The organism is Halioxenophilus aromaticivorans, from assembly GCF_042850945.1.
Classification (GTDB): Bacteria; Pseudomonadota; Gammaproteobacteria; order Pseudomonadales; family Cellvibrionaceae; genus Halioxenophilus; species Halioxenophilus aromaticivorans.
On the sequence record NZ_AP031496.1, the window covers coordinates 106,676 to 124,636 of the forward strand.

Genomic DNA, 17,961 nt, shown 5'->3' on the forward strand with positions numbered 1-17,961 from the left:
TAGGGTAATTTGTTATCTAGTATGGATGGTGTGCCTGATAGAATTTAGAAGAAGCGCTTACACCCTTAACCCAACGCTGCTGAAAGTGGCCAGCAAAGCTAGCTAATTTGGTAACGGAACCAACGCCGGTGGCGTATCGCAGCCCGAACTGTTCGATGTACTCTAGCCAATGGTCTGGGTTTAGGCCGAGGGATTCCAATAAGCGAGCGCTATTTTTAGAAATCGCGCCGCGTTTATCTGCTCTTAGCTCGCGTCCGGTAGAATCTACTAAATCAAAATAATCTACCAAGGTGAAGGGAAGGGCCGTATTGATATCGGTATGGGAGCTGCCGTCGAATTTCATTAACTCAGCTTTTGGTAGCTTATCAGTACCTATGTCTGCTTCTAGTTCGGCTTTTTGTTTATAGCGTTTGGTAGCCGTAGCGGTTTGCTTCGCAGAAGTAGCGGTATCTTTGGCATCGTTGGGGTTTGCGCTTTTTATATTGGAAGATATCGCTTTTTGTCTACTACCGTATTCATGAATGCGTTGTTGAATGGAGGTGAAATCGCTGGTTTCTAAGCTGCCTGCCATAGCGGCGCGCACGGGGTTTAAATCAACATAAGCCATGCAACTGAGTAATGCGGCTTCGTCCAAAAGTGCCTGGCTTTTATAGCGGCCTTCCCAGAACCTGCCTTTGCAGTTCTCTTCAGCGTTAGCCATACGAGCGATGGTTTCGTTCACTCCACGCATAAACCACTCAAGGCTGTACAGCCGAAGCCGCCACTCGTTTATAATTCCCTGGATTACCTTTAGCTGAGGTTTACTAAGCGCCTCTTTATCTTGTAGCCACTTATCAACTACGTAATCGCCCTTATATAGCTGCATCCAACGTTCGACAACCTCTTCATCACTCCAAGCCTCAGCCCGCTTCTTATCTACGTGCAGCACTACGTGATAATGGTTGCTCATTACTGCATAGGCACAGATGTCGATTGCATAAACATAGGATAAGAATTTGAGACGACTGACAATCCACTGTTTGCGGTGATCGTAGCTCTCGCCCGTTAGATGATCATCACCGCATAGGAACGCGCGACGAACGCACCTAACGTAGCAGTGGTAAAAGGGCGTTGAATCGAGGTCAACTTGTTCGGAACGGGCTTTTGTCATAGTTCTGGATATTAAACTGCTTGGGAAGTGATGTCAATTTTATGGATGTCCTTTATATTTTTCATAGAGAGCTTCTGCTTGTTTCGCCAGCGTTTGAACAGCACCGCAAAGCGCGAGTAGCTGTAGTGGTTGTCGGGATTTTGTTGAGCGTATTCCTCCCACAGCAACTATCGGGGTGAGTATCTCTATGACAGAGAAATTTTGCGTAGCGTGAACACTGAATTTTGCCTGGCGGCAAAAGTGTTCACGTTTAGACAAAATTCGGTGTTCACAGTTGAGAAAATTGGGTGTTCACGCTTGGGGAAAATAGGTGTTCACGGTAGGCAAAAATACGCAGCAGTGATAAAAGGGTGTTGAATCGAGGTCAACTTGTTCGGAACGAGCTTTTGTCATGGTTGTGGATAATAAATTGGAATTTTACTGATGTCAATATTATGGATGTCCTTTTTATTTTTTTTATTTCGTTATGGATTTATAGGAAATATTTTTGAGTGTCTTTCGGCTACTGAATTATCGAACGATTTTTAGTATAGCGCGGTAGTTATAATACATGCTTTTTGGGTTGCTAATTTATCTATCTTCACTAAGTCTTCGAAAATATGTAAATTGCTAATGTATTTTAACAGATAAAAATACATCAGAGTGTTAGTTTGCCAGGATTAGGTAGTGACAACATTATTAATGTCCTATAAATCAAATTTGATCGATGCGTAAGTATTCAATGTTTGTGATTTTATTTCGTACTATCTGTTCTCAAATCAAATACATAGTTAATGGTTCCAGGAGGCTCATGTTCCTTGCCATCTTTCTTATTAAATGTGAAGACCTTGCCGCCAGCTATAGCTGCACATGCTAGGCGCTCCTGCTCTTTGATGTTGCCGATGAGCGAGGTATTCATGGTCTCTTGCGCAGTCCGGTATTGTTTCAAAAAATGGGACATGGCAGTCGGCTTGCTATCAACGCAATAGGAGCGTTTTGTTACGTCGACAGGCAGGCCCGCCAAGTCTCGCATGGATCTACCGGCGAACCATAGTCGTTCGCACCATTGGTGTGTGGGTCTCCAGTCAGTTCTTTTCTTGTAGTTTACGGCAGATTCCTTGCCTGCTATAGCAGCTGCAGCTTGGGGAGACCCATCCGCTGCACATTGCAATTCCTTCCAAGGTGTCCGTAGTTCTGATGTAAGAAGTAATTGCGAGCTCTTATCGTCCCAGCTGAAGATCGCTTTCCGATAGTGGACTGGCGCATCAATAAGTGAGCCAACGTTAATCTCTCGGATATCACCGTTGGACATGTCTCGGTCGTAGCCGATTTTAGTGTAGCCCTGGTGGGTATGAGCGCTGAAGTAGACGGGAGCTAGGAAAGGAAATTCGTCTTGTAGATTAAGCATCCAGCGCACTGAGTCAGGATGGAGGTCACTTAGTGGATAGTGGCCGGTCAGTATAACGGCCTTAACGCTGTGTTCGAGCTCCGCTTGCCATTCCTTAAGTTGATTTTCGACTAGTGTCCTTTGGTGTTTGCTGATAGTACCAATTTTAGAACTCGACTTATTAGATAATAATTTGAAGCTTGGCTGTTTAGGCCAATCTGTGGTGTCGAGCAGAATTAATCCAAGCTCTGGATCGTTGGAAACAGCGCATGGTTTTACTTTATGTTTTGAATTGGTGCATTCTTTGCTGGGTTTTAATGGAACTCGAACGGATTGCAGTAGTGAACCCCTGTTCCATTTCATTAACGAATTACCGGATGTCATTGTTGCTTTGTACTCATAAGGAGTATTTATTTTTTTGTCTTCTTTCCTCAGCGGGGGCGGCTTACCGTGCTCTGGCACTTTATAGTATCGATGATAATCCGAGGCGTCACAGAAAGCTTTTATTTCATTTTCGAGGTTGTCACTGCTTTTCAGCCGTAGGTAGTCACAATTGAACTGGTGTGGCCATTCTCTAGCGTCTAGTTTATCTCTACCGAGCGGTGCCTTAGGGTCAGATTTAGGTAGGTTGCCGTCTAGTGGGCCACAGACGGCGTTAAAGTGGCTCTCGAGAGAAGTATCGATTTTCTTGTTGACGAAAATTTTGCGCATGTATAACCAAACTCGGCCAAGCCAGCCGCCATATGTCATGTTTCCTTGGAAAATACCATCGTGATTGCCTCTTACAACATATACGTTTGGGGCGGCAAGAAAAGATAAATGCCGGAGACGACTAAATTCGGAATTGCATGAATAGTCCAAAACATCGCCTAGGTGAATTACGGGTGGAGTTCCGTCCTGGTTTGTGATTGTTCGCATTACAGATTCGGCGACATACTTTGTGTACAGGTCCTGTTCTACAGAGCGAATTGCCACCTTACTGCTAGTTTGTGCTAAGCCTGCAGAGTAATACGTGGGATCGCCAAACAGCTCGCGCTCCTGATTGTCAGCTATGAAATAGACAGTGGCTGAAGGGAAGTTATTCACGGTGTTAAGCTTAGAGGGCGGATAATCCGGTAGGACTTGAATCGAGCAGCATCCGACAGAAATCAATGACAGCAGTACGGCTCGCGACCAATTTTTAAAATTTCTCACCTAATTTGTCTCCGTCAGATTTCGTCGCTTATACACTGGTGGTTAGAGTTAGGGTCATCAAAAGTGCTAATACACATTTTGCGTGTAATCTAGGTTGCTAAATTAAAAGAGAAAGATACAAAAATAGGTGTCGCGATATTTTTAATATCAATTCCTAAAAAAGAGAGCTAGATCTGCTTATTTGCTAGTGGTGAGTTTAGAATTCTTTAAGTAGTAGTAATAGAGATGTCCTTCATATCGGGTAGGTGATTTATTAGGGTGATGCTAAAAAAAGCAAATCGGAACTTATCGATAGTCGAGACTAGCTTAAAAGTTATGTTTTCCAGAGTTTAATTTACATTGACCCACTTTAGAGTAGCCTTGACAGATACCGCCATCGTTAAACATATATGTTTTAATATAATCTGGTGAAAGATTATGTTGCGCAGCTTTATCATCGTCTGCTATGAGACATGCTAAGTGGCAAGTTATGAGTTCCATAGAGTGACCCTTTTTCCAGTGCTTTTTATTTATTTGAATTCCTAAGTCGTGGCGGTTGTATCTAGCCCTTGTGAATAAAGTTGAAATGCTTCTAACGCTAGCAAGAGCTTCTCCGCCATTGTATATCCTATGGATCACGGGATAGGCATTTTTGACTTTGCCCTCGAGAGCTAAGCTGGACCAGTTTGTCACTGGTGAGGTATCGAAAGTTATAACCTCTTTAATATTTTTCGATAAATACCCTGCCTGTTGAGCTAGTCCCCCTCCAAGCGAGTGTCCTGTAGTGTAGATATCGATATCAGGGTTAGTTTGTACTAAAGCTGATATTAAAACGGGTATATGTCTCGCCGCTATTTTATACTGTTTTGGTTGGAACCCCATTGCACTAGCGAAATTCGATGTCCAGTCATACCATATTTGATTCCAGCTGTTTTCTGTTCCTCGGAACGCTATAACTGCAGTTTGTATTTTTGTCTCAGTACCATAAACGTATGTTTCGTAGTATAAGCCCTGTTTGTTGTAGCATGGCCTCGATTTTATGTTCGGGTTACCTTTCCATCTATACCACTTTTCCTTGCTGGTTCGTGTATGAGGCATCCCGTAATTGGTCGGCTCAGAATCACTTTTTCGGTAATCACAAGCTCCTTTTAAGCTCTTTTTCGTTGATTTCACGGATTTGATATAGCCGTTATCGTAGAATTCTTTCTCTTCGCCCTTTAGATCGTCCCTATAAGCTGTATTGGCAAATAAAGCCATTATGCCAAACTTGTCTGCCATATCTTTTAAATACATGTCATGCTGATAGTCTGGGTCTTCTTTATCGTTTCTGTTGTTTTCATATTGGTGGTCAGCCCATATTGTTTTGACTACCCCACAAGAGTTTAATGTTAGTGTGCCTGTGATTAGTATCAGTATTTGCAACTTCATTTTGGTTAAATTAACTTTTTTTAAAGATGTATTATTAAATTGTACTAAAATCAATTCCCAAGAAATGAAAAGTTACTCCCTATTTTTATTGTCAATAATCCATTTCCACCATTGAAAGATTTCGCCCTCTCAAGGCCGACAAAAAATTTATCTCCGTAGAATGGGAAAACAGCAGAAAATACTGTTGAGCTTCTGTTGTCGATATATTGTGCAAACTCACCTTCATCGCTACCCATTACGTAGTGTTTTTTGATATACCAGGATAAGGTTGGGCCGCCTTCTGTTTTATATATAAATCCTAGAGCGGGCGTTACCACCTCCGTATCAACCTCTACCAACTCAACTCCAGAGCTTTGATTGTTTGTTAGGTCACTGTCGTCAGCGGGGATAGCTATGCTTGCGTCTGTTAGTACTGAATATTTGGCTGCAAATCCAAAGTAAAGAGTACCCCAAGGAACTTGTTCGTCTTTGGCGTCTTTATTTGTAAAACTAAATTTATGCAACCTATAGTTTGCATCGTAGAATAAATCTATATCCCCGCCGATTAGCGTAAGCTGTTGCGCTGCTTTATCTAAATCAGACTGTATTGATGTGCCAGCGAAATCAAGCCCAATTTGCGACCTGTATCTCTCGATAAATGAGCCCTCTATTGCTTGATCTGTTCCGCAGTATCCTGAATCGTAAATGACTTTTACAGAGGCCTGCGTATCGCCGTCATCGGATAGCCCCAAGCTAGGTACCGTTCTGGTTTTATCAGCAAAGCCCGCACAGTTGTCAGTTTCTTTTGAGTCACTAGCAGCACCAGCACCAGCAGCACCAGCGGAATCGGCGGGATCTGCTGTTTCCGTGCTGGTATTACTTTTTGACGTTGCAAATATTTCTAATCCGTTTTGTGCGACGCATATGCTTGATACTAAAGTCGTTATTGATAAATTTAGGCTGATAACTAAATGTTTAATTTTCATCTGGTGTATGTGCTCCTTGTAAGATTTACTTTACATACGTTCGTTAAGCTTTTTTCTGAATTTACAAATACTGTAAGTTAATCAACCTTTAGATGGCGGTTTTGTTGAGGCATATTTTAGATTCTGAATGACACTGAATATTTTATATTGATTGAGAACTTTCTTAATCAACAAAAATCCCGAGACCCAACCAAAACCCCAGCCAAACTCTCACTAGCATCCACCATATCCCCAGCAATCACATGAATAACATCGCCATCGGTCTCCACCGTCCCCTTAATCACCAATAACTTACTGGTCAACAAGGCAGACCTGTACCGTTCTTGTGTGGTTTTCCAAACCACCACATTCATATTGCCGGTTTCGTCTTCTAACGTTAAAAATAAAACACCTTTGGCCGTACCGGGCCGTTGGCGGCCGGTGACTAGGCCGGCGACTCGTACAAAGCCGCCGTGGTGTATGGTGTTTAGTTCCGCGGCTTTTTTGCAGCGGTTAAATGGGTATTGATTTCGTAATAGCGCCAATGGGTGGCGCCGTAGACTCAAGCCAGTGTGCTCGTAGTCTTGGTATACGTCGTCTACTTCTTGGGGTGCTTCTATAAAATTATGGCTTGGCGCATAATTTTGTTTAGCTTGCTGGGGGTCTTTTGATTTTGTAATTATTCCCTGACTAGGGAGGCTTACACCTTGTAAACCTTTTTTACTTGGTGAGGCTACTTTCTGTGCGTCTGTCTGTGTGCATCTGGCCGCCTCTTTCAACTCGGTTTGTGAGCTGTGCACTTGTTTTTTTGGTTCAAGTGCTTTGTTGCTTATAAAATTTACAGAGATTTTATTTTCTTCACCAGTGTTAACAAAAAGTTTTTTATTAACTTCTTTGCTTTTGTCGCCTCTGGTTATTTCCCTTTCTTCTTGCATGGCATAAGGCGCCGTTGCGTCTACGTTATCCAGTAGTGGGCGGTTGGGTTCTATGCCAGAGGCAACCCAATGCGCTTGGTGGCGGTGGCCGCTTAGGCTTTTTAGCGCGTCTGCGCTGGCCAATAAATTTAAATCCGCTTTGGTTAAGCCGGCGGCGTGGGCCAACTCTTTGAGCGTTTGGCTTTTCTTGCGGGCGTTAATAATATTGTGGGCAGTATTTTCATCCAGCCCTTTTATGCAGCGCAGGCCTAGGCGGATTATTCCTAAACTGCCGGCTTTATATAAGTCGGCCTCAGATAAATTATTTGCGTTTAAATTTAACTGGTCGGTTTGTTGGCGTTGATTATTTTGTTTGTGTTGTAAGTCTGGATTAATTTGACTGGGCGGTTGTTCCAGTGTGTGGTCCCATTGGCTCACGGTTACATCCACCGGTAAAACAATGACGCCGTGGCGTTGTGCGTCTTGCACCAGTTGCGATGGCGAATAAAACCCCATGGGTTGGCTGTTGAGTAGTGCGGTGTAAAACGCCGCCGGGTGGTGGCATTTAAGCCAGGAGCTTAGGTAACACAAAATGGCAAAGCTGGCGGAGTGGGATTCTGGAAAGCCGTAACCACCAAAGCCTTTTAATTGCTCAAACATGCGCTCGGCAAATTGCAGCTCGTAACCCCGTGCCAGCATGCCGTTGATGAGCTTGTCTTTAAAATTTAATAAATTGCCGTTGCGCCCCCAGGCGGCCATGGCCCGGCGCAGTTGGTCGGCCTCGCCGCCACCAAAGCCCGCCGCCACCATTGCAATGCGAATGGCTTGCTCTTGGAATATTGGCACGCCCAGGGTTGGCTCTAATACATGGCGTATGGCTTCGCTGGGGTAGCTTACTGGCTCTTCTTTATTTCGCCGACGTAAATAGGGGTGCACCATATCGCCTTGAATGGGGCCGGGGCGCACGATGGCAATTTCTATTACTAGGTCGTAAAAACATTTGGGCCTTAGTCTTGGCAACATGGCCATTTGCGCGCGGGATTCCACTTGGAACACGCCCACGCTGTCGGCCCGGCTGAGCATGGCGTAGGTGGCTGGGTCTTCCTTGGGGATATCTTGCAGGGTTTTAATGGCCGGGTTGTAGCTGTGCACCAACTCTAAACCTCGGCGTAGGGCAGAGAGCATACCCAATGCCAGCACATCCACTTTTAATAAGCCCAGGGCTTCTATGTCGGTTTTATCCCATTGGATAACGGTACGGCCGGCCATGGCGGCGTTTTCTATGGGTACCAGTTCAGATATTTTGCCCTGGCTGATCACAAAGCCGCCCACGTGCTGAGATAAATGCCGGGGGAAGCCGATAATGGTTTGGATTAACTGGTAAAAGTGTTGCAGCAGTTGGTCGCTGATATCAAAACCGTTTTCGGCAAAGCGGGTTTTGAGTTCGTGGGTGCGTTCCCACCAGGCGATGTCTTTGCTGATGTGATCTAACAGGGCTAAATCAAACCCCAGGGCTTTGCCTACCTCGCGCATGGCGCTGCGGGCGCGGTAGGTAATTACCGTGGCGGTAAGGGCGGCACGTTCGCGGCCGTATTTTTCATAGATGTATTGGATAACTTCTTCGCGCCGCTGGTGTTCGAAGTCTACGTCGATATCTGGTGGTTCGTCGCGCTCTTTGGAAATAAAACGCTCAAATAATACGTTGATTAAATCCGGCGAGACTTCGGTAACCCCCAAGCAATAACACACCACGGAGTTGGCAGCGGAGCCACGGCCCTGGCATAAAATATTGCGGCCCTTGGCAAAGGCCACTATGTCGTACACGGTTAAAAAATAGTATTCGTAGTTTAGCTCCTCTATTAACGTCATTTCGTGTTCGATAATGGCCCGCACTTTTTTACTTACGCCCTGGGGCCAACGCACGCGGGCGCCGGCCTCGGTTAATTGCCGCAGGTATTGAATGGGCGTAACGCCAGGGGGCACCAGCTCTTGCGGGTATTCGTAGCGCAGTTCATCCAAGCTGAAATGAAATTGCGCGGCAAAGTCGGCGGCGTTGTGGATGAGTTCTTCTGGGTAGCGTTGGTAGAAGGTATCCAGCGGTTTGATATAGCTTTCGGCGTTGGGCTCGGCTTGGTTGCCCAGTTGCTGCACGCTGCAACCTAAGCGAATGGCGGATAGAGTATCTTGCAGGCTTTTGCGCTCAGCCTCGTGCATAACAATGCGGTCGCTGGCAATCAGCGGAATATTGGCGTACTCGGCCAGTTGTTGTAGCTCGGCAAAGGCGTGTTGCTCGCCGGGTAAAAAGCTGTGGCTTACGCCCAGCCATAGGCGTTGCTTAAAAATACCGCTGAGCTTTTTGGCCAGCCATTGGTTGCTGCTGTGCCGGGGTGTGGCTTGCCAAATTACCAAGCATTTTTTTAACCGGAATTGTAAATCGTTAAATTCCAGTTGGTATTCGCCCTTGGGGCTGCGGCGGCGGGCCAGGGTAATTAACCCGCACAGTTCGGCGTAGGCGGCGCGATTGGGGGCGTACACCAATAACTGGCAGTGCTCGCCCATTTGAAAATAACTGCCAATGATTAATTGGATTTTATCGATTTTGGCCTGTACGTGGGCTTTTACAACGCCAGCTACCGAGCACTCATCGGTAATGGCCAGGCTGTGGTAGCCTTCAGCGGCGGCCGCGCTTACCAGCTCCTCTGGGTGCGAGGCGCCGGTTAAAAACGAAAAATTGCTGCGGCAAAACAGTAGCGTGCTCATGGTTTGGCCACACCATTACCCAAATACGCCTTGTAAAAACCACTGCTTTTGTTTTGCGTCGTGGTATACCCATACCCGGCGGTAGTCGTCTTGCTCGGCAATAAAGTAATCCCGGCATTGGTTATCGCCGGGTAGCCACCATTGGCCTTGTAGGCGCTCTGGCCCCAGTAATAATGTTAATGGGCCGCGCCAAAATAATTGGTGGCCGCGTTCTTTTAATGCTACCGGTGGGTTAATAAGCCAGCTGGGGCGCGGTGCCAGTGGGTTATCGTCGGCTTGGTATTGCGCCTGTGGTTCGGCCACTGCGGTTTTGTTTTTACCGTTTTTAATTTCACTGGTTTGCCAGTGGTTAAGTTGCTCTGGCCAGTGTTCCGGCAGAGGGTTGAGTTCTAGGGTGCTGCTGTTGCCCAGGCGGTTGTGCAGCCGGGTAAGCAATAATTGCCAGCGCCGCAGCACCTCTTGTTGGTTAAGGGCAAGCTCTGGGTCGGCGGCGAAGAGATCGCCGGTTTCTTGGTTAAAGTGCGAGTGCTGGGTGGCGACAAGCTCTACCGAATCGACTTCAAAATTAATGCTGAGGTGATCGAAATGAATGCTGGTTAATTGTTGCAGCAGTTGCCAATCGCTGTGCACCGGTTGGCACACCACGGGCACGGTTTTTTTTTCGCCGGTGGCCGAGAGCAATTGCCACTCTATGGCCTCGCACTGTTGTTGCTCCCGGCGTAAAAATTGGATGAGCTGTTGCAGCAAGCTGGTAACCACCGGTTGCAGTTGTGCCAGGTTGGTTACCGGGTGGTTTAATTGCACCCGCGAGCAAAACTCGCAGGCCTCGGCTTTACGCACCAGAGCGTTGTTGTGTTTGCCGGTTAGGGCGTGCAGGTAATGAATAAACGCCTCGCCAAAGCGGCGGCCCAATTCCACCATGGGCATGGCCAATACTTGCTGCAGTTGTGCCAGCCCCATTTTGCTTAATTGCGCAAAGGCCTCGGTAAAGCAATCTGTTTTATTTAAGTGGATATGGCCCAGGTGTTGTAAATAATCGTGCTCGCTGTAGTGGTCGCCGGGTAGATAGCGGCTGTGAGAAATCAACCAGGCACCCTCGGCGGTGGGGCCAATGCCAATTTGCACAAAGCACTGCCAGGGTTGCAGTTGTTGCTGCAGTAACTGGCACAGGCGGGCCAAGCCTTTAAACAGTTTTAAGCTGCCAGAGATCTCCAGCAGTAAGCCGGCATCGAGGGTGTGTGTGCCGGCTTTACTGTTGCCAGCCTGGCTTGGCCCCGGGGTAGCGCTGGATAGCGGTGGTGGGTTATGAATACTCACGTGGGGCGTAAAGTCGTAGCACACGGCGGCCAATTGTTGCAGTGCCACCCACTCGCGGCTGAGGTCGCGCTCAAAGCAGTGGTAGGGCGGGTTTGTTAACGTGGTTGCTGGGTGCTCAATCGAAGCCGGCTCGGATGGCTCGGTATTGAACTCGATTTGATGCTCGCTGTGCCGGCTAGCCTGTTCTTCCAATTGGGCTTGCAGTAGAGCCTCGGCGGTTACCAGGCTCATAGTTTTGCGCACGCCTAGGGCCTCGGCGGTATCGTTGCTGTGCAATACTTTTTTGCTGCCGCGCAGGTTGTGGTACACCAGCAGCGGTGGCTTACCGGCGGTGTTTTTTTTTACCGGGGTTGTGTTATCCCCTGGGGTTTCGTCGCTGCTCTCGCTCGTGGTTTCACCTGTGGCCTCATTATCGCCATTGCAATTGCAATTGCCATTGGCCTGGGCCAGCTCGGCGGTGAAGACATCCAGCGGCAGCTGTGGCAGCCGCAACGCTAGCCACAGCATTATTGGCCACCTTTATTGCCCGGGGCCGGTTTTATGGGCGGGCGGGCTTGGCCAAAGCGGTTAAAGGTGAGCACTTTGGCCAGCCCTTGGCTGGGCTCTATGTGGCCATTGATGCCGGAGTTAAAGCCGGTATTGAAACCGGTATTGAAACCGGTATTGAAACCTAGGTCTTTATGGTTGGGTGCCCACAGGCTGGGTGTTGGCAGGGTACACACCTGGGGTTGGTATTGGCCCCGTTGCTTTAGCAATTGCACTTGCAAGCCCTGCTGGGTGAGCTGGCCACGCACGCGCAGGGGCGCGGGGGATTGCACCCGGCCGGGCCGGTCTTTGCGCAGGCACAGGCATAGGCCGTGGCTGTTGCTGGCGGCCAGTTGCAGCTTGCGCAGCTCGGCGTAGCGCCAGTTAAAGTTGCCCTCCCAGGCCATTACTGCCAGGCAGCATTTGGCGTTGAGGGCATCCACCAGGGCGGCCAGCACGGCTTGCCGCTCTTGGCTTTGCACTACCCGCAGGGCGCGGTAGTTGATGCCTAGCTGGGCCAGGCCTGGGCCATAGGGCAGGGCCGGTGGGTTAAGCAATACCACTAGCCCTGCCTGTTGGCTAAGCCGGCCAATGGCGGGGCTAAACAGCTGCCATTCACCGTGGCCGTTATTGGCCTGGGAAACATCAATCAGCTCACCCACCGGCCAACCGCCGCCCTGCAGACGTTGGTTGAGTGGCTGAAAGCCGCTGTCTATCACCTCGCCCTGGCCGGTGGCATGGCCCCGCCACACATCTTTACGGCGCAGCAGTTGCTCCAGCACGGGGTTAAGTGCGCTGTTGCTGGCCGCCGTGGATGGCTGGGGGGCAGTGGTGCGAGTGTGATTAGTCATACTGTATTTATATACAGTATCCTTGGGGGCGTCAAGCAACGGGGCTAGATCAAATGCGCATAATCCTCGGTGGGCTTTACGGCCAAAATGGCACCTGCGCCAAGGTTTTGGCCGGTGGCTTCGTCTAAACTAGTGCCAGTGAACTTATACCCTAGGGCCTGTTGACACTAATCGGAGCCTCTGTTGAGTCAGGAAATAGCCCAATCTAGGCGCGAGCTGCGAAGTTTGGTGGGCCCAAATAAGCGGCGAGCAACAACGAGTGGGCTATTTCCTGGCTCAACCCGTAGGGCTGGGGCTGGGCGCCCCCGACCCGCTTCCCGCTCAACGTTGTTGCCAATCGTTCATGTAGGCCCACTACAATTCACTCATGGCGCCTAGTTGAACGGGAAGATGCTCGGGGCGCGTAGCTCGGGGCGCGTAGCCTCCAGCAGTGGTACCAAATTAGTGTCAACAGGCCCTAGCTTTATTGCCTTAGCTTCATCGCCCTTTAGGGGCTAATGAATAGATAATAGGGTTAACGAATAGATAGGCGCCCCGGTAGCAGGCCTTGTATAGCCGCTATGTAAAGCCAACCGGTAGGCGCCAATACAACACGGAGCAGCAACATGAACAGAGCAACCAAACCTTTTGCCAAACGCCACTTGTGGGTAGCCGCGATGATGGCGGTAGTGCCCGCCTGGGCTGTGGCGCAAACCGAACTCAAAGGCTCGCCGGAGGAGCTGCGTAACTTTTTACACCCCACGGAAAACATCGTTACCTTAACCGCCGAGGCTGAAGAAGTGGCCTACTCAGACCAAGCCATTGTTAGCCTGGTGGTAAAAACCGAAGACGACGAGCTGGCCGTGGCCATAGAAAAAAACAGCCAGCTGCGCAGCCAAATTCATACCGCGCTGTTAGATGCCGCCATTGAAAACAAACACATTAATAATTCTAAGTTTTCCAGCTCGCCGCAATACGGTTGGTTTGGTAAACAACCAGACAGCTACGAGGTGGTTAACCGCGTGGCCATTACCTTAAGCCAAGAGGAGCAGTTAAAAACCGTGGCCTCTCTGGTGGATAAATTCCCCGAGGTAAGCCTGGCCAGTACCGAATTTAGCCACACCAAAAAAGACGATTCCCTGGCCAAGGTAAAAGAGCAGGCATTGAGCAAAATTATGATGCAAAAAATGCTCTATGAAGACAGCCTAAACGTTACCCTGGTGCCGGTGAATTTTCGCGATCAACGTGTTCACTATGCCGCCACTCGGGGCGCCATTGCCTTGGAAGAAGCCGTGGTAAGTTCTGTGATGAGTAAGGCTGCCACGCGTGAGGCCGATGGCTACGCGGGCAGTGCACCTGCCGCCACCAGTTTTGATGAAACCAAATACACCGCCAATATTGCGGTAGACTTTAAAGTACAACCCAAGCAGTAAACCCGAAGCTAAATCCAAGGAAGCAAAAGTCAAAAAAAAGCCAGCGGCCCAATTTAAACACGTTTAAAAAGGGCAGCTGGCAAAACGCTTTTAGCGCCTACCAAAAGCGCACTGCTATTTTGGTTTTAGGCAATACTACTAACGCTGTCTGTATTGCTGGCCCCAAAAACCACAATTTTGGCCTTGGGGAAGAAGTTAAATTCGGTGGCGGTGGCCGAGGTGTAGGCTCCCATCACTTGGCTAACAATTAAGTCGCCGTTATTCAGCACGGGCAGTGCAATGTCTTCCGAGATCACATCAATGCTGTCGCAGGTTGGGCCTGCCAACACACAGCTTTGTACCTCACCGGTGCTAAACGGAGCACTGATTGGGTAGTGGCCGTGGTCAAAGGCAATACCACTAAACGAGCCGTATAAGCCGTCATCCAGGTAGTACCAGGTTTTGCCATCGCGCTGGGCTTGGCCCATTACCGAGGCTGCACCTGTCATGGCCTTGGCCACAATAAAACGGCCGGGCTCGGCAATCACGTGTACGGTTTCTGGCAGTTCATCCAGCGCCGCACGAATGGGTGCGCAAAACACATCAATGTTGGGCACCTCTTCGCAATAGCTCACCGGGAAACCACCACCAATATCCAAGGTAGAAATTGCCGGCAAACCTAAGGCTGCGGTGGAGCGAATAATGTCGTTACAGGCGCGGATGGCGGCCACGTATTTGTCTGCCGTTAGGGTTTGCGAACCCACATGGAAAGACAAACCTTTAACGTGAATGCCCCAATCCTTGGCCAGCTGCATCATTTCGATGGCTTGCTGTGGCGAGCAACCAAACTTTTTCGACAAATCCGATTTGGCTTGTGGGTTGCGGAAACTCAAGCGAATTAAGACATCGGCCTCGTCTTTGAAGGCGATGAATTTTTCCAGCTCGTTGGGGTTATCCACCACAAACACACTGCAGCCATAATCCAGCGCGTAGCGAATGTCGCTGGGGCGCTTAATGGGGTGGGTGTGTATGCAACGCTCCGGTGCCACATTGGCGGCACGCACTAAATCCACTTCACCGCTGGTGGCCAAATCGAAACTGGCACCTTCGTAGGCCAAGGTAGCTACCACCGCTGGGTGCGGTAATGGCTTAAGCGCGTAGTGCAAGGTTACATAGGGCAATGCCGCTTGCAGGGCGCGGTATTGTTCACGCACGGAGTCGCAATCCAACACCAATAACGGTGAGCCGTGTTGGGCCACCAGAGCAGGTAATTGGGCAATAGAAAACGATGGGGCGATGTCCGCTTGGGTGCGGAACGATTCAGTTGCAGGCACAGAGCGCAACATAGCAGCAATCCTTTTTGTAATCAGCAGTTGATGAGCGAACTAACCTAGCGGGCTAGCTCAAGGCAAAGTCAATGTGTGTTTACTAACACAGCACACTAAATTTGCTCTTGGATAGTTGCTCTGCTGCCTGGCCGAGCGCTTGCCTGTGTAAGGGGCTCGATGTACTTGGATTGGCTATCATCAAGAAGCGCGCGAATAATAAGGTAAACGCGCGGGGGCGCAACATTTTTTTAATAAATTGTTAAAAATTTTATTAGCAGGTTACCACCGCCCGGCCAGTCATTAGGGCGTAGGCCCAATCCGGGCGGTTGCGGCTGCGGGCCAGCTTGGCGGCCTCTAGGTGGGGGTAGGGTACTTGCTGTTGGCTCACTTGCCAGCCGTGTTGGGTTTTATCCAACAGGCAGTAGCGAGCGTGAGGGCTAAAGGTTTCCATGGCGTGGGGGTGGGGCAGATCATCTCGGTAGGCCGGTAAACCTACGCTGCCTGGGTTTACCACCAGTTGGTTGCTCTCCAACCAAATGGCCCGGGGCAGATGGCTGTGGCCGCACACAATCACCGGCTGGGTGGTGCCGGCCAGGTGTTGCTGGATGTTGGCGTCGCTGCGCGGATAGGGCAGGCCGGTGCTTACGTCCTCGGTTAAATACAAGCAATTATTGCCCGGTGCGCCGTGGCAGACGTAGACTTCCTCTAGTGTGATTTCATCGGGCAGCTCGGCCAGCCATTGCACGGCGCGGCTGGGCAGTTGCTCTAACACCCAGGCTAGGGTGGGGTTGGGTTGCGCGCTGCTTTGGCGGGCGGCGATAATAATGTCATCGTCTTGGTTGCCTTTAATGGTCAGGCAATTATTGGCCTCTAGGTATTCAAAAGTTTCCCTGGGTGAGATTGGCCCGTAGAGAATGTCACCAAGGTTAATAACAAGGTCGCAGCCCTGGTTATTAATGGCGTTTAACACTGCCTCTAGGGCAAAAACGTTGGCGTGAATGTCAGAAATTAAAGCAATACGCATAACGGCGCTCAGAAAAATAATAGAATTTTCTAAAAGCATAACACGATTTACCGGTCAGTTTTTAACACTCACACAGTTTAAAAAGGCGAAAGCTATGGAATTGTCGCGATTGGTATTGGAGTATATAAAGGTATTAATGTGGCCTGTGGTATTGGCTGCGGTGTTGTTAATGTACAGCGAAGAGGTGCTAAAAATCATCAGCACCCGTGAGGTTGACGCCTTTGGTTTAAAAATTGGCGGTAATTTGGAAAACCTAGCCGAAACCTACGAATCGGAAATTGCCGCTTTAAAAGATCAAATTGCTCAATTGCAAAGTGACGATAGCGGTGAAAAAACCCAACTGCTTACCAAGCTGAGCAATATCAGCAGTAATGTGCGGCAGGATTTAACGGCCCTGCGCACCCAGGTGGAGGCGCCGGCGGAGCAAACTACGGTCAATAAACAAGAGGCCATGGTGGCCGAAGAAGCCGGTTTTAACGCGTTAAAAAATAAAGACATTAAAACCGCTATTGAGCAGTTCTCTTTGGCGGAAGAAAAATGGCCGGCTTACCACAACGTGGCAGAAATTAACGCACTGTTAAAACGCTACCAATCTAACCTCACCGGGCCGGCGCAGTGGCAAAGCTTATACCAAACCTTATTAACCGATTATTCCTGGGGCATGCCCCAGGCGGTGCGCAGTGATTTATTGCGGGTAACCCCGGCGTTGCGAGGTGGGTAATGAAAGAAGGTTCTAAGCGGGATAGCCCCGTGTAGTGAGACTCAAGTAAAGCCAAAACCAAAGTAAAGGCGCTAGTGGCCTTCGTCTAGCTTCATATCCATGGTATAAGTAGAGGTTAAGTTGCGGCCACCTCGTTTGGAGGAATAGAGCGCGGCATCGGCGCATTGTAACCAGTGGGTGTGGCTTTTCATCTCCTTGGACATCTCGGCAATGCCTAGGCTGATGGTAAAGTTAATTTTGTGGCCGTCGGCTTCTACCACTAAGGCTTCCACTCGCTTGCGCAGGCGCTCGGCAAAAAAGCGGGTGCTGGCGGCGTCGGCGCCAATTAATATCACGCCAAACTCTTCACCACCGTAGCGGCCAGCGATGTCGGTTTCGCGTTTGGTTTCTAGTACGGTTTTCGCCACGGCCTTAATGACTAAGTCGCCTGGGTGGTGGCCGTAGGTGTCGTTGACCTTTTTAAAGTGGTCGATATCAAACATCACCAGGGATACAGGGTCGTGCCGGCGGTTGTAGCGCATGTATTCGTTGGTGAGTTGGTTTTCCCAATGTGCCCGGTTAAATAACTGGGTCATTTGATCGGTGATGCTCAGCGCTTCGAGGGCGGTGTTGGCATCCTTTAACGCCAGCCGGTTAACGGCGATGTCGGTTACATCGTAAATGACGATGGCCACATGGGAGGTTTCGTCGTCGGTGGATTTTAGTGGCAGCAGCGTGGTGTACTGGTACATAAAATCCGCCATGCTGGTGATGGGGCGGTAGTTTTTAAATTTAAACACGTAGGGCCGCTCTTCCCACAGGGTGTAGGAGCGGTTGCCCAGCAAAAATACCGAATCAATTTTGTGCTGAAACCATTCGCGCTGGATATCGGGGAAAATCTCAAATAAATTACTGCGGCTAGCCTCTTCTGGGCTAATGCCGCTGTGGTTTTCCATAAAGCTATTCCACACGCGCACATTGTATTCGCGATCCACCACCACCAAACCCACGTCGATGGTTTGCAGGATGTGCATCATCCAATGCCATTCGCCTAAATCCAGAGTATTTGTGCCGTTCATGCAGTGCTTAT

The 17,961-nt window shown here is 49.2% G+C and carries 12 protein-coding genes; 2 read left to right on the plus strand and 10 right to left on the minus strand.

The genetic code is table 11. From position 1 onward, the window contains the following. Positions 1-16: 16 nt before the first annotated feature. From ACGHM3_RS00500 to imuA, 7 genes are all read right to left on the minus strand, one after another. Complete coding sequence (locus tag ACGHM3_RS00500; RefSeq protein WP_345416248.1) at positions 17-1,150, minus strand: alpha-amylase family glycosyl hydrolase; 1,134 nt, start codon at positions 1,148-1,150, stop codon at positions 17-19. Positions 1,151-1,883: 733 nt separating this feature from the next. Beyond that, positions 1,884-3,602, minus strand: coding sequence for a metallophosphoesterase family protein (locus ACGHM3_RS00505; protein WP_345416245.1), 1,719 nt, complete (start codon positions 3,600-3,602; stop codon positions 1,884-1,886). Positions 3,603-4,016: 414 nt separating this feature from the next. Then, on the minus strand, positions 4,017-5,117 hold the full coding sequence (locus tag ACGHM3_RS00510) for a lipase family protein (protein WP_345416243.1): 1,101 nt from the start codon (positions 5,115-5,117) through the stop codon (positions 4,017-4,019). A gap of 50 nt (positions 5,118-5,167) precedes the next feature. Next, on the minus strand, positions 5,168-6,082 hold the full coding sequence (locus ACGHM3_RS00515) for a hypothetical protein (protein WP_345416240.1): 915 nt from the start codon (positions 6,080-6,082) through the stop codon (positions 5,168-5,170). A 167-nt stretch (positions 6,083-6,249) separates the two neighbouring features. Further along, positions 6,250-9,735: an error-prone DNA polymerase gene (locus ACGHM3_RS00520; protein WP_345416237.1), complete on the minus strand. Its 3,486-nt coding sequence runs from the start codon at positions 9,733-9,735 to the stop codon at positions 6,250-6,252. 15 nt (positions 9,736-9,750) lie between these two features. After that, positions 9,751-11,559, minus strand: coding sequence for a hypothetical protein (locus ACGHM3_RS00525; protein WP_345416234.1), 1,809 nt, complete (start codon positions 11,557-11,559; stop codon positions 9,751-9,753). Continuing rightward, entirely contained in the window at positions 11,559-12,428 is an 870-nt protein-coding gene (imuA, locus tag ACGHM3_RS00530; protein WP_345416231.1) for a translesion DNA synthesis-associated protein ImuA, read from the minus strand. Before imuA ends, ACGHM3_RS00525 begins: the two co-directional genes overlap by 1 nt. Positions 12,429-13,033: 605 nt before the next feature. On the opposite strand from imuA, the gene ACGHM3_RS00535 reads away from it, so the two are divergent. Next, positions 13,034-13,840 carry an SIMPL domain-containing protein gene (locus ACGHM3_RS00535; protein ID WP_345416228.1) on the plus strand — a complete coding sequence of 269 codons (807 nt, stop codon included), beginning with the start codon at positions 13,034-13,036 and terminating at the stop codon, positions 13,838-13,840. A 125-nt stretch (positions 13,841-13,965) separates the two neighbouring features. Here the strand turns inward: ACGHM3_RS00535 and ACGHM3_RS00540 are convergent, their stop codons facing one another. Together ACGHM3_RS00540 and ACGHM3_RS00545 are read right to left on the minus strand one after the other, a co-directional pair. Further along, positions 13,966-15,165: a type III PLP-dependent enzyme gene (locus ACGHM3_RS00540; RefSeq protein WP_345416225.1), complete on the minus strand. Its 1,200-nt coding sequence runs from the start codon at positions 15,163-15,165 to the stop codon at positions 13,966-13,968. Positions 15,166-15,418: 253 nt separating this feature from the next. Further along, complete coding sequence (locus ACGHM3_RS00545) at positions 15,419-16,210, minus strand: metallophosphoesterase family protein (protein WP_345416222.1); 792 nt, start codon at positions 16,208-16,210, stop codon at positions 15,419-15,421. 55 nt (positions 16,211-16,265) lie between these two features. On the opposite strand from ACGHM3_RS00545, the gene ACGHM3_RS00550 reads away from it, so the two are divergent. Beyond that, entirely contained in the window at positions 16,266-16,892 is a 627-nt protein-coding gene (locus ACGHM3_RS00550; protein WP_345416219.1) for a hypothetical protein, read from the plus strand. 71 nt (positions 16,893-16,963) lie between these two features. On the opposite strand, the gene ACGHM3_RS00555 is transcribed toward ACGHM3_RS00550, so the two are convergent. Continuing rightward, the gene (locus ACGHM3_RS00555) at positions 16,964-17,950 is read right to left on the minus strand and encodes a diguanylate cyclase (RefSeq protein WP_345416216.1); all 987 of its coding nucleotides are present in this window, start codon (positions 17,948-17,950) and stop codon (positions 16,964-16,966) included. Positions 17,951-17,961: the final 11 nt, after the last annotated feature.